Origin of the sequence: Nostoc sp. NMS8, assembly GCF_017115045.1 — a bacterium.
GTDB lineage: Bacteria > Cyanobacteriota > Cyanobacteriia > Cyanobacteriales > Nostocaceae > Nostoc.
On record NZ_JABXKK010000086.1, the window covers coordinates 11,687 to 24,308 of the forward strand.

The 12,622-nt window shown below is 44.6% G+C and carries 10 protein-coding genes; 1 reads left to right on the plus strand and 9 read right to left on the minus strand.

The features are described from left to right. Window positions 1-281: 281 nt before the first annotated feature. From dnaK to HWQ39_RS16795, 5 genes are all read right to left on the minus strand, one after another. Window positions 282-2,186 (minus strand): molecular chaperone DnaK, encoded by a 1,905-nt coding sequence (dnaK, locus tag HWQ39_RS16775; protein WP_292847177.1) that lies wholly within the window; start codon window positions 2,184-2,186, stop codon window positions 282-284. A 597-nt stretch (window positions 2,187-2,783) separates the two neighbouring features. Next, a complete protein-coding gene (secA, locus tag HWQ39_RS16780; protein ID WP_292847181.1) occupies window positions 2,784-5,576 on the minus strand; it encodes a preprotein translocase subunit SecA in 2,793 nt (930 codons plus the stop codon). Window positions 5,577-5,862: 286 nt separating this feature from the next. Then, a complete protein-coding gene (locus HWQ39_RS16785) occupies window positions 5,863-6,456 on the minus strand; it encodes a cytochrome C (RefSeq protein WP_292847184.1) in 594 nt (197 codons plus the stop codon). 186 nt (window positions 6,457-6,642) lie between these two features. Next, window positions 6,643-7,005: a type II toxin-antitoxin system RelE/ParE family toxin gene (locus HWQ39_RS16790; RefSeq protein ID WP_292847187.1), complete on the minus strand. Its 363-nt coding sequence runs from the start codon at window positions 7,003-7,005 to the stop codon at window positions 6,643-6,645. After that, on the minus strand, window positions 6,995-7,246 hold the full coding sequence (locus HWQ39_RS16795) for a hypothetical protein (protein WP_292847445.1): 252 nt from the start codon (window positions 7,244-7,246) through the stop codon (window positions 6,995-6,997). The genes HWQ39_RS16790 and HWQ39_RS16795 overlap by 11 nt, the downstream gene beginning before the upstream one ends. A 182-nt stretch (window positions 7,247-7,428) precedes the next feature. On the opposite strand from HWQ39_RS16795, the gene HWQ39_RS16800 reads away from it, so the two are divergent. Then, window positions 7,429-7,617, plus strand: coding sequence for a hypothetical protein (locus tag HWQ39_RS16800; protein WP_292847190.1), 189 nt, complete (start codon window positions 7,429-7,431; stop codon window positions 7,615-7,617). Here HWQ39_RS16800 and HWQ39_RS16805 read toward each other — a convergent pair. The 4 genes from HWQ39_RS16805 to surE all read right to left on the minus strand — a co-directional run bounded on the left by HWQ39_RS16805 (window position 7,591) and on the right by surE (window position 12,353). Beyond that, window positions 7,591-8,499 (minus strand): MoxR family ATPase, encoded by a 909-nt coding sequence (locus tag HWQ39_RS16805; protein ID WP_292847193.1) that lies wholly within the window; start codon window positions 8,497-8,499, stop codon window positions 7,591-7,593. The two genes, HWQ39_RS16800 and HWQ39_RS16805, sit on opposite strands and share 27 nt — an antisense overlap. A gap of 137 nt (window positions 8,500-8,636) precedes the next feature. Then, window positions 8,637-9,713 (minus strand): bifunctional riboflavin kinase/FAD synthetase, encoded by a 1,077-nt coding sequence (locus tag HWQ39_RS16810; RefSeq protein ID WP_292847196.1) that lies wholly within the window; start codon window positions 9,711-9,713, stop codon window positions 8,637-8,639. Between the two features lie 648 nt (window positions 9,714-10,361). Next, window positions 10,362-11,258, minus strand: coding sequence for an MBL fold metallo-hydrolase (locus tag HWQ39_RS16815; RefSeq protein ID WP_292847199.1), 897 nt, complete (start codon window positions 11,256-11,258; stop codon window positions 10,362-10,364). A gap of 297 nt (window positions 11,259-11,555) precedes the next feature. Further along, window positions 11,556-12,353 (minus strand): 5'/3'-nucleotidase SurE, encoded by a 798-nt coding sequence (gene surE, locus HWQ39_RS16820; RefSeq protein WP_292847202.1) that lies wholly within the window; start codon window positions 12,351-12,353, stop codon window positions 11,556-11,558. Window positions 12,354-12,622: the final 269 nt, after the last annotated feature.

Consider the following 12,622-nt stretch of genomic DNA (forward strand, 5'->3'; position numbering starts at 1 on the left):
AGTTAAGTATTTCTTTCTTCTCTCGGTGTTCTCTGCGCCTCTCTGGTAGCCTGCGGCAAGCCGCTTCTCTACGAGACGCTCCGCGAATGCGTCTACGTTATAAAAATTGACTTTGACAAAAAGTTTTAGCCTTAACTGAACCGTATTGTGGCATAAGAGATTAACTGGACTTATATAATTCCTAACTCCTAACTCCTAAAAAAAAATCCCCACTCAGGCATTTGTCTGAGTGGGTAATATTGAGGTGGGACAAAATAATCTTCCCAAAAGAAATAAGGGGATTATTTGCTCTCTGTAAAATCAGCGTCAATTACATCGTCGCCGCTACCAGAGCTAGATGTAGAACCGCTATCTTGAGGTTCCGCACCTGGCGCAGCACCGCCACCAGCTTGCTGATAGATGTTGCTACCAACAGCGAATAGCGCTTGTTGCAATTCTGGGGTCAGCTTCTTGATTTGCTCATCGTCTTCTTTAGCAACTGCTTCCCGCAGTTCTTTCACTAAACCTTCGACTTTAGTCTTGTCAGCATCGGGAACTTTATCGCCCAATTCTTGTAACTGCTTTTCAGCTTGATATGCTAAAGAATCGGCTTGGTTCTTGCGTTCAATCTTTTCACGCCGCTCTTTGTCAGAGGAAGCGTTCTGTTCAGCTTCTCTTACCATCCGGTCAACATCATTTTTATCCAGAGTGGAAGCGCCGGTGATGCTGATGGACTGTTCTTTACCAGTACCTTTATCCTTAGCGGTGACGTTAAGGATACCGTTAGCGTCAATATCGAAGACCACTTCAATTTGAGGGACGCCGCGTGGTGCAGGAGGAATACCATCGAGGCGGAAGGTTCCCAAGCTCTTGTTATCGTTAGAGAATTCGCGTTCACCTTGGAGGACGTGAATTTCTACGTTGGTTTGTCCATCGACAGCAGTGGAGAAGACTTCCGATTTCTTGGTAGGAATTGTGGTGTTGCGGGGGATAATTTTGGTCATCACGCCGCCCAATGTTTCCACACCCAAAGATAGCGGTGTCACATCTAACAGCAAGATGCCAGTTACATCACCAGCGAGTACCCCGGCTTGAATGGCTGCACCAACTGCTACGACTTCATCAGGGTTAACGCTTTGGTTGGGGTCTTTACCCAATACCTGCTTCACAATCTGGTGGACTGCGGGAATCCGGGTAGAACCACCAACTAACACGACTTCATCAATATCGCCTTTGGTTAACTTGGCATCCCGAAGGGCGTTTTCCACAGGAACACGACAACGGTCGATTAAGTCAGAGCAAAGTTCTTCAAACTGGGCGCGAGTCAGGGTTGTATCCAGGTGCTTGGGGCCATCCTGGGTAGCAGTGATAAATGGCAAGTTAATTTCTGCTTGAGTGACGCTAGAAAGCTCAATTTTGGCTTTTTCTGCGGCTTCAGTCAGACGTTGTAAGGCTTGTTTATCTTTGCGTAGGTCAATACCTTCGGCTTTCTTGAACTTATCAGCTAAGAAGTCAACTATTTTTTTATCGAAGTCGTCACCGCCAAGGTGGGTATCACCAGATGTGGCTAGTACTTCAAAAACTCCATCTCCTACTTCCAGTACGGATACGTCGAAAGTACCACCACCCAAGTCAAACACAAGAATGGTTTCGTTACTCTTCTTGTCAAACCCATAAGCCAAAGATGCAGCTGTAGGCTCGTTGATAATCCGTAGAACTTCAATCCCGGCAATTTTACCAGCGTCTTTTGTCGCTTGCCGTTGGGAGTCGTTGAAGTATGCTGGAACGGTGATTACAGCTTGGGTTACGGTTTCGCCCAAGTATTTGCTGGCATCTTCAACTAGTTTGCGAAGAACTTTTGCAGAAATTTCTTCAGGAGCAAATGCTTTACCAGCGATTGGACAATCTAATTTGACATTGCCGTTATTGCTGAGGACTTTGTAAGAAACTTCCGTAGCTTCATTACTCACTTCGTCGTACCGGCGTCCGATGAAGCGTTTGACTGAGTAAAACGTATTTTCTGTGTTCATCACCGCTTGGCGTTTGGCGATTTGGCCAACCAAGTTGTCGCCATTTTTGGCAAATGCTACTACTGAGGGCGTTGTCCGAAAACCTTCAGCATTAGCAATTACTGTGGGTTTACCACCTTCCATCACTGCCACACAGGAGTTCGTTGTTCCTAAGTCAATTCCAACTACTTTTGCCATTTTAGGTGCTGGCTCCGTATAACTACAAATGAATGAATGAGAATATAAAGCACTAAATTTTGAACCAACAGGGTCAAGAAATCAGCCAGTTCAGCATGAACACCTTTGTTTTGGCTTTCCTGGGGTTAAAACTCCAGACTATGCTGATATATATACTGAAGCTTAGTGGTAGCCAGTCCATGAAGGGTGGTTTCCCGAACCTTGCTTGGGACGGTTTAACTAACTAAATTGTGTTTTTAGTTGGTTCATGGATTAATTTGTCTTCACTCTGTCTAATGTAGAAGAATTAATACTTTCAGTAATTAGGGTGAACCGTAACGTCTGAGTGGTGTTTGCCGTCTTTAGAGGTAACAAACTACAGAAGCACTGAGAATATAAGGGTGAAAAAGTGCGTATGTGTAGCTCAACCCAGGCATCGTTTCCGTAATTCACTATAAAACAGAGGCGCAAAATTACTCTTTGCGCCTCTATTTTGGAAAGTTCTGTTCACTCTTGGCGTTAGCAAAAACAGACGCTTGCAAAATTGCTAATTTTGTGCTGTGGTAAAAAGCCGACGCCTAAACTTTTCGCTGCGTTTCTGTGTAAGATATTCCCTACTTACACCATTTCAGACGACGCCTGCACCAGTGATTGAGGCTGTGGCTGGAACATAAACAACGAGTACACCACATCTCGGCGAATGTTAACCATCATATCCAAGAAGAGTTCGTAACCCTCGCTCTTATATTCAATCAGCGGGTCTTTTTGTCCATAACCACGTAATCCCACCGATTCGCGCAAGGCATCCATTTGTTGTAGGTGTTCCCGCCACAGGGTATCAATACGTTGCAAGATAAAGAAGCGTTCCGCTTGGCGCATTAGTCCAGGTTGAACTTGGTCAATCTGCGCTTCTTTGAGGTCGTAAGCAATTCGCACCTGTTCGTGGAGGAAGGCTTTAATCTCGCTGACGGTGATATCTTCTAATTGACTAGCTTGTAAATCTGCTAGTAGATAGACGAATTCTTTGACTTTCTCAACCAACTTTTCTAACTCCCACTCTTCCGAGGGTAAGTCTATGTTGATGTAGTAATCAACGATATCATCCATCGTTTTTTCGGCGTATTTAATCACCTGTTCTTTCAAATCTTGACCTTCTAGCACTCGGCGGCGTTCAGCATAAATAGCACGACGTTGATTATTCATCACCTCGTCATACTCAAATACCTGCTTCCGAATATCGTAGTAGTAGGTTTCAACTTTTTTCTGGGCGCCTTCCAAACTGCGGGTAAGCATCCCAGATTCGATGGGCATATCTTCTTCCACTTGGAAGGCATTCATTAATCCAGCAACGCGATCGCCACCAAAAATCCGTAGTAGATTATCTTCTAAACTGAGGAAGAATCTTGTGGTTCCGGGGTCGCCTTGTCGCCCTGCACGTCCGCGCAACTGGTTGTCAATCCGCCGCGATTCGTGGCGTTCTGTACCAATTACGTGCAAACCGCCAATTTCTACTACCTCATTATGTTCGCGGGTCGTAAATTGTTCATACTCTTGCTTCACGCGGTTGTAAGCTTCCCGCAATTTCTGAATTACTGGGTCATCAATGGGAGCTTTTTCTGCTGCCACAGCTACCTTTTCTTCAGCTTCCAGTTCGGGTAAGCTACGTTCGCCATACTCACGCACCGCAATTTCTACTGCGTCTTTGAGTAGTTTTTCGGTTTCTTTTGTCAACTGGGTAGGGAAAATTTCTGGTGAAGCCCGCCAAGTTTTGACTTTTTTACCAGGGACAAAGCCTTGACCGCCACCGTGTCCTGTGGGTAATCCGGCTGGTCTTTGCACGCCGAAGCTATCTTCATCTTCTGGCTGGACAATGCGGGGCATGAAGTATTCCCGCAGTTTCAGGCGCGCCATATATTCGGAGTTACCACCCAAGATGATATCTGTACCTCTACCAGCCATGTTAGTAGCAATGGTAACAGCACCTTTACGTCCGGCTTGGGCGACGATTTCCGCCTCACGTTCGACGTTTTCGGGACGGGCGTTGAGTAATTCGTGAGGAATCTTCAAATCCTTCAATAGGCGACTGAGAAGTTCGGATTTTTCTACACTAGTGGTTCCTACTAATACAGGTCTGCCGAGTTCGTGCATTTCGGCACATTCTCTAGCGATCGCCCCCCACTTGCCTGGTTCTGTCTTAAAGACCATATCAGACAAGTCTTCGCGTCGGCGATCGCGGTTAGTGGGAATTACCGCAACTTCGAGTTTGTAAATTTTTTCAAATTCTGGTTCTTCAGTTTTTGCCGTTCCTGTCATCCCACCGAGTTTTGGATACAGCAAGAACATATTTTGATACGTAATTGTCGCTAGAGTTTGAGTTTCTGGCTGAATTTCTACGTGTTCTTTAGCTTCAATTGCCTGGTGTAATCCATCACTCCAACGCCGTCCGGCTAGCACCCGACCGGTAAATTCATCCACAATTACGACTTCACCATTGCGGACGATGTAATTTACATCCTTGAGGAAAAGTTCTTTGGCTTTAATTGCATTGAAAACAAAGTGCGCCCAAGGATCTTCTGGGTCAAATAAATCTGTGACTCCTAAAAGATTTTCCGATTCAGCAAACCCCTCATCTGTCAATAGAACGTTACGAGCTTTTTCATCTACATCGTAATGTTCGTCTTTTTTAAGTGTGAATGCTATTTCAGCAGCTTGTAGATACTTTTCTGTCGGTCTTTCCACCTGCCCAGAAATAATCAGTGGTGTCCGCGCCTCATCAACTAAAATTGAGTCCACCTCGTCAATTACGCAATAATTAAACGGGCGTTGCACCACATCTGCCATTGATGTCGCCATGTTATCCCGCAGGTAGTCGAAGCCGACCTCGCTGTTGGTAACATAAGTGATATCGGAGTCGTAGTTTTTCTGGCGTTCACTGGGAGTCATGCTTGCCTGAATTAGCCCTACACTCAGCCCCAAAAACCGATGCACCTGTCCCATCCATTCAGCGTCCCGACGAGCCAGGTAATCGTTCACGGTGATGACATGTACACCTTTACCCGTGAGGGCATTTAAATAACTTGGCAAGGTGGCAACTAGTGTTTTACCCTCACCAGTTTTCATTTCGGCAATTTGCCCTACATGCAGAATGATACCGCCAAGGAGTTGGACATCAAAGTGTCGCAAGCCTAAGACTCGCCTTCCTGCTTCCCGAACAACGGCGTAAGCCTCCGGCAATATGTCATCCAAGGTTTCGCCTTTGGCGAGTCGTTGTTTAAATTCAACGGTTTTACCTTTTAATTCATTATCAGAAAGAGGCTTAATTTCTTCCTCTAAAAGGTTAATTTCAGTAACAGAAGGTTGGTATTTTTTAAGCTTACGAGCGTTGGGGTCGCCCAACAAAAGTTTTAGCATGGCAGGTTATAGAACTGAATCAAGGGGATGGGAATTACAGGGTCGGCATTGATTATAAACATTTAACCCAGCCTAACCGTCTTGGTCGTGGATGGGTTTGAAATGAGAATTACCTCAAAAACAGGAGAAAAACTATCCAATCAGTCTATATAAATGATTGGTTTTAAGTCTTATCTTATATTTAGTCTTTCTTCATAGTATCATTTTGCCCCCAGATGGGGCCAGAGAGGGAGTCGGGGAATAGAGTTAGGAGTTAAGAGTTATGAGTTATGAATTTTTCAACTCCTCACTTCCACTCTGCTGTCAGGCGACGGAAATTGTAATCATTAGCACTGGGATGACAACTGATACAACTGCTAATCTGGACTGGACGTGGTAACTTCACTTTTGGATGCAAAGCTTTGAAATAACGCGAGTTGTTGAGGCGATATGGCGTTTCTTCGTCGTCTAGCTGCACACGCGAGAAAGTCGAAAGATATTTCCACACCAATATACGCGGCGGATCGATTAAAGGCTTGAGTTGTGCGCCGTAGTGCTGCGAATCTTGCAGAAGATTTTTCCAAGTTTGGGTAGGTAAAACTCCTGGTGGTAAGCCGATGTGGCATGTAGAGCAGTTTTCTAAATATAGTTCTTGCCCTAGTTTGTATTGTGCAGGTACTACGTCAACAGTGCCAATTTCGGCGGGAGGAGTACCACTTTGGGCGTTAGTTGCCAAGGCTAGAAGCCAGCCCATAGCTAAACTCCAGGTTACAATTACCAGAAGTAAACCGAAAAATTGGCGTTTGAATTCGCGTTCAGCGCTTTGCTGTAGCGCTTGGCGATTGCCTAAGAGCGATCGCGTTTCACCATCGCGGCTTTTGCGCTTAACAAAAATTGACATTCCTCACATTCCCAGATATTTAAAAGTGGCGCTTGTGCTAATCATAAGACTTACGGAGTATGGTAGTGTTTTCAATTTTGCGTAAGTAGTTTTAGCAAGCAACGCATCTTTAACATATCCACAACAGTAATATAAATGTCTATTCAGCGCACCACTGAGCTAGGCAAGAAAAATGTCCTCGCAGTTTCAACCTTCCCCACTGTCAAAATCAGCTAAAATCTCTCGGATTTCATTTACACCAATATCTTCTCGGTCAGATTTTGAATAAATCGTTAGTAGCAAAATACTTGTAGGTGACTCAAGTTGATAAATCAATCGATATCCAGCACTCTTACCTTTTTGGATATTACTATTGCGAACTCTCACCTTGTAAATAATATACCCCTCACCAATACCCGCAATGCGATCGCCTACAATGTTGCCCTGTTGTAATTGCTCAATAATTGGTTGAACATCAGAGCGAATGTTGCGAAATCTTTTTGATAGTCTGTAAAGTTCCTGCTCAAACTCATCAGAAAATCGAATTAAAATCGCATTATTACTCTGCATCAATCCTGTCCCATAGCTCGCTAATTGGTCTAGTTTGCCCTGTTTTTGCTTGCTGCAAGGCTCTCCTCAAACTAGCTTTAATCTCCTCAACGGGTGTATCATCAGGATCAAGCTCTTCTGCTTCTTCTGGAACCAACACAATCACCCGAACCTGATGAGGATAAATGTTTCCCTGAATCGGCTCATCTAAAACTAGGTTTCCTTGAGAGTCAATCCTGCCAGTAACCTCGATCGCTTTCATTTGTTGTCTACCTGATTTTGTAGGAGATCCTAACACACTGAAATTCTGGCAACATCAGGAAACTTACAAAAATGGTAGCGTGAGAAACTTTCCCTGATAGTTTGGATGAATTTATATGCGATGTACAAACTAACGCAGGATGAATCGGAGTAGAAGCAATATGGTTCACTCAAAGTTTTTTGATGAAAATTCTAGATCGCAAAGACGCAATAAATCGCCGTCAAGACGAAAGACTGATTATTGTAGAAACGGCGATTCATCGCGTCTCTTATCTTAACCAAACAGTATTGAGAGTAGAAATGCAAACAAATATTTTCCCCAACAAGAAATATATTTACCGCGTATTAAGGAATAGAAACCGATCGCAATAATCGCTCCACAACAGTTCTGGAATTGCGTCCTCCTCTAGGGATAAGACGATGGCAAAGAACATGAGGGACGAGAAATTTTACATCATCAGGAATGACATAATCACGACCTAATAGAAAAGCTAGCGCTTGGGCAGCCCGTTGTAATGCTAATGTGCCACGTGGACTGACACCAAGGGCAATTTCCTCATCTTGGCGTGTTGCCCGCACCAATTCGAGGATGTACTGTTGCAAGGAAGTTGCCACTTTTACTTGAGAACAGAGGTAACGCAATTCCTGTACTTCTGCCAAGGTAATGCAAGGCTGCAAATCAGCAACTTTTACACCCTTTTGGAGATTTTGCAGCATCAGGAGTTCTTCTCCCTCAGAAGGATAGCCCAAACTCAGGGACAACATAAACCGATCCATTTGCGCTTCTGGCAGAGGAAAAGTACCTTGATACTCGATTGGGTTTTGAGTGGCAATCACAAAGAAGGGCTGGGGAACTGTACGAGAGACACCATCAACTGTTACTTGATGTTCTTCCATAACTTCCAGCAACGCTGACTGAGTACGAGGTGTAGCGCGGTTGATTTCGTCAGCTAGTAGTATGTTGGTAAAGACTGGGCCAGGAAGAAAAGTAAATTCGCCGCTTTTTGGGTTCCAGATGTTAGTACCAGTAATATCCGTTGGTAGTAAATCGGGGGTACATTGTAGCCGTTGAAACTTACCATCCAGTGAACGAGCTAGGGATTTAGCGAGCAGGGTTTTACCAACACCAGGGACATCTTCTAGGAGAGCATGACCACCACCTAACAGAGCAACTAGCACTAAGCGTATTGCCTCAGCTTTGCCAACGATGGTAAGAGCTAGATTTTGTGTTAAAACGTCGATTTTTTCTCTCATGCGTTGTACGGAATGGGGAATAGGAAGTGGGGAGCGGGCAATGGGGTAATGAGAGAAGAGTTTTCACAACGCCCTATACCCAATTTCCCTAAATACATTGTTCCCACTCAGAACTCCTAACTCCTAACTCCTAACTTTTAACTTTGCACTCCAGCACTCAAAACTTCTCTAGCAACAACGCAGTCAAGTTGAATTTGTGTTTTCAGGGCTTCGAGAGAAGGAAATTTTTGTTCAGGGCGCAAAAATTTTACTAGCTGCACAACTAGTTTTTTGCCATACAAATCACCAGACCAATCAAATAAATGCACTTCCGCAGATGAATAAGTACCATTTACAGTTGGGCGATTGCCGATATTCATTACGCCCAAGTTCTCACTAGGAGCGGTGTCTGATATTTCGTTGAGAGTGAAAACGCGGACAGCGTAGACTCCTTGGCGGGGCAAAAACTTGTCTTTTGGCAGTTGGAGGTTGGCGGTGGGAAAGCCAATTGTTCTGCCCAATTGTTGACCTTGAACGACATCACCAAGGAGAGTGTAAGGGCGTCCTAGTAGTAAATTTGCGTTTTCGATGTCGCCATGCTCAAGGGTTTGACGGATCAATGAAGTGCTAATGCGGGCATCTTGAGTCTGAGTAGTGCTGACGCAACTACTTTCGATGGGCGATTCACCTGTATAAGTTTGTAAGGGAACGATAGTAACGGGAATATTGTGTTTGGCAGCGAGTAATTGCAAATCTTTAGCAGTACCACTACGCTTTTCGCCGAAACAAAAATCCTGCCCGATACTAATTTGTTGGCATCGCAGCTGTTGCACAAGAATTTTTTCGACAAATTCTTCGGGGTTCAGTGCAGACAATTCTTTGTCAAAGGGTAGTAGTACCAGTTGTTCTACCCCCAGCGATCGCAATTGTTGGACTTTTTCATCCAGTGGCGTTAGCAAAGTCCGGGGTTGCCCCGTAAAAAACTCCTGTGGATGGGGGTCAAAGGTGACAACTGTTGAGTAGGTATATTCTTGATTTGCCAGTTGATTTTCCTTTGACTGCCGACTACTAGCTACTGACAAGTTACCACCAGCGTGCAAGACTGGTTGAATTACTCTTTGATGCCCAAGATGAACACCATCAAACTTGCCAAGGGCAACAGCAGTCGGCGTTAGCAGCCCTTCGCTTGAAGAAGCAACCCGCACAGAACACCCATTTTTAGACAAATTTAGCACGTGGATTCTGAGATTTTAGGTTTATTTTAGCTATCAGCAGGAAGCTACCCTATGGTAAACCGCTTTGAATTGGGGACTGGGGAAGATAAGTATGAGGATTCATACTCCAACCAAATATCTTAAAAGAATTTCTTCACCAGCATACAGTACCCAATAGCCAGTCTTGGAGCGCTCATTCCTGAGGCAGTGCGGTCTTCTCACAAGGGATTTGCCCAAGTGGAGCAACTACCATCCCTAACTTGCTGGAAAGGAATCGGTGCAACCCGTTGAGGAGGACAGCTTTTGTAGATCGTCTGAACTTCCACCAACTGCATCTGAGGTCTTGTGCTATCAGCCAAAAGCCTAATCCAAAGAAAATTGCCCAAACAGCTAATAGCTAAGTCCAGATAATCCCAAATACTAGAACTAAAAAGGCTCTAGTTTCGTATTGAGACTTACCCTGAGCATCAGCCGCAAGAGAGGTCATCTGTGGGTGTCTGGGCTGTGTTGATGAATCGATAAAGTGTGTCCTCCTGTTGTTGCCCCGATCCCGTGGCGCTTTGACAACTCTACGCAGCGCTGTCTTGGCGTCCAACAGGTACGCTCTCGCGCTGAAAGCTTCTGATCACCAATCTAATCTAAAATCTCCAATTCCTCCGATCGCAATCTTTAGGTAGAAAACTTACTAACAGGAAAAGATTCTGATAAGGCTACTGAGGTGGGAATCTGAAGCACCAATCCTTCCCGTGCCATAATAGCGCCAGGAAATTTTGCGGCGGCTTGTTTGCCTACACAGTCCAAAAAGTCGTCATCGTGCGCCGGATCGTGGTGATAAATCACTAGAGTTTTGACGTTAGCAGCTTGTGCCACTTTCACCGCTTCTTGCCAGGTAGAATGTCCCCAGCCAATTTTCGGGGATTTTGGGGAGTGGTATTCTTCGTCTGTATAGGTAGAATCGTAAATTAAGATGTCGGCATTACGAGCTAGCCACACCACATTATCATCGAGTCGATCGGGAAAATGTTCGGTATCAGTGATATAAGCAGCAGCACCACCACGCCAATTGACACGGTATCCTAAGGCTTCACCTGGATGATTTAAAGGTGCTGTTTCTACGGTAACGTCATCGATGTGGATTGGTTGCCCCGGTCGAATGTCGTAGAAATTTAAATTGGCCTGCATAATCTGCAAGGGTACGGGGAAATTCGGGTGTAACATTTGATCGTTGAGGCGCTGTTCTATGGTAGAACCATCAGGTGCGATCGCCCCATAAATATGAAAGTCATTCCCCTTCACAAACCCTGGGGTAAAGAAGGGAAAACCCTGCATGTGATCCCAGTGAGAATGGGTAAAAAATATGTGAGCTTCTAACGGCATCTGGCGCAACATAGATTGCCCCAAAACATGTAGTCCTGTGCCAGCATCGAAAATTAAGCGCTTATCGCCCGCTTGCATTGATATGCAAGGGGTATTACCGCCGTAACGAACGGTGTGTGGCCCTGGACTGGGGATGCTGCCGCGAACGCCCCAAAATTGTACGGTAAATTGGTTCTCTATCCTAGACATGGGTGTTGCTTGCTGGACTGAGCGGGCGATAATTGGAAGAATTTTTACTTATTTTGTCTAAGTTTATGCTGTCTCACCGATTTTGCTAGAGGGAGGATTTCTTGGTAAAACAGCATACCCTGTTTCTGGTTGATTGTGTAAATGTGAATGAAATACTGTCAGTTAGAATCAGTTAGAATTTTCCGCGTTTTGGGGTGGATGTGTATCACTTATTTCAAGAGTGCCCCTACGTTATAGCCTACATTTTTCTATGATGCATTTACACAACCCCAGTTTTGTCCTGATGAGTCAAATGATTCAAGGAAAATTGAATTCCCACTCAGATAATTTATCTAGTCCAGTTGCGTATGTAAGATTGTATTGTAACGGCGTTACACTGATGTAGTTTTTACGCACAACCTGCACGTCTGTCGGTACATTTTGAGGCAAGTTTAATCCGTTTGGGGGTTCCACGTCTTCAGTTACCTCTCCGGTTAGCCAGTAGTACGTTTTTCCACGAGGATCAACTCGTTTATCAAATACATCAATGTAACGCCGTATTCCTTGACGGGTGAGAGTAACACCGGCAATTTCTTCCCATTTGACCGCAGGAATATTGACATTAAGCAACATCAAATCTGGTAGCGGTTTTTGGGCTAACTGGTCTACGAGAATTTTGGCAAACTTCGCAGCAGGTTGAAAGTCTTTCGATGTGTGACTCATAAGACTCAGGGCTACACTGGGAATGCCTTCAATTAGACCTTCCATTGCCGCAGAAACAGTACCGGAATACAAGATTTCAGTTCCTAAATTCGCACCTTGATTAATGCCAGAGAGAACCAAATCGGGGGGAGTCGGGAGTAAAGCCCACAGCGCTAGTTTGACGCAATCTGAAGGCGTACCATCGCAAACCCAAGCTTTGATAGCAGGATGAAAAATCCCTTCAACAATTTCGGCACGAATGGGTTGGTGTAAAGTTAACCCGTGTCCAGTTGCCGATCGCTCTCGATCTGGACAAACTACACTCACATCATGACCGGCCTCTGCCAAGTAATTGGCTAGGGTACGAATCCCTAAGGCAGAAATGCCGTCATCGTTGCTAATTAGTAATTTCATAGTCATTGGTCATTGGTCATTAGTCATTAGTCATTAATCATTAGTCATTAGTTATTTGTTATTTGTTATTAGCCATTTGTCAATGTCTAAGGTCACAAGCAGCAAAAAAACATGGATACTCATTAGCACACTGTGGTAGAAGTTTGCTTACTTTTAAGACAAGTTGCTCAATCTCCAAGTCTTGTTAACTGGGATGTTAGGCGGATTTTTGCGCCCACTGTGCTAGCCCAACCTCTCTAACTGATAAACAGAGGTTTAATTTCGACTCT

What these genes read in the sequence shown, in the direction of transcription:
- dnaK (WP_292847177.1), bottom strand. Translation starts at nt 2,186, where the DNA reads ATGGCAAAAGTAGTTGGAATTGACTTAGGAACAACGAACTCCTGTGTG.
- secA (WP_292847181.1), bottom strand. Translation starts at nt 5,576, where the DNA reads ATGCTAAAACTTTTGTTGGGCGACCCCAACGCTCGTAAGCTTAAAAAA.
- HWQ39_RS16785 (WP_292847184.1), bottom strand. Translation starts at nt 6,456, where the DNA reads ATGTCAATTTTTGTTAAGCGCAAAAGCCGCGATGGTGAAACGCGATCG.
- HWQ39_RS16790 (WP_292847187.1), bottom strand. Translation starts at nt 7,005, where the DNA reads ATGCAGAGTAATAATGCGATTTTAATTCGATTTTCTGATGAGTTTGAG.
- HWQ39_RS16795 (WP_292847445.1), bottom strand. Translation starts at nt 7,246, where the DNA reads ATGAAAGCGATCGAGGTTACTGGCAGGATTGACTCTCAAGGAAACCTA.
- HWQ39_RS16800 (WP_292847190.1), top strand. Translation starts at nt 7,429, where the DNA reads ATGAAAATTCTAGATCGCAAAGACGCAATAAATCGCCGTCAAGACGAA.
- HWQ39_RS16805 (WP_292847193.1), bottom strand. Translation starts at nt 8,499, where the DNA reads ATGAGAGAAAAAATCGACGTTTTAACACAAAATCTAGCTCTTACCATC.
- HWQ39_RS16815 (WP_292847199.1), bottom strand. Translation starts at nt 11,258, where the DNA reads ATGTCTAGGATAGAGAACCAATTTACCGTACAATTTTGGGGCGTTCGC.
- surE (WP_292847202.1), bottom strand. Translation starts at nt 12,353, where the DNA reads ATGAAATTACTAATTAGCAACGATGACGGCATTTCTGCCTTAGGGATT.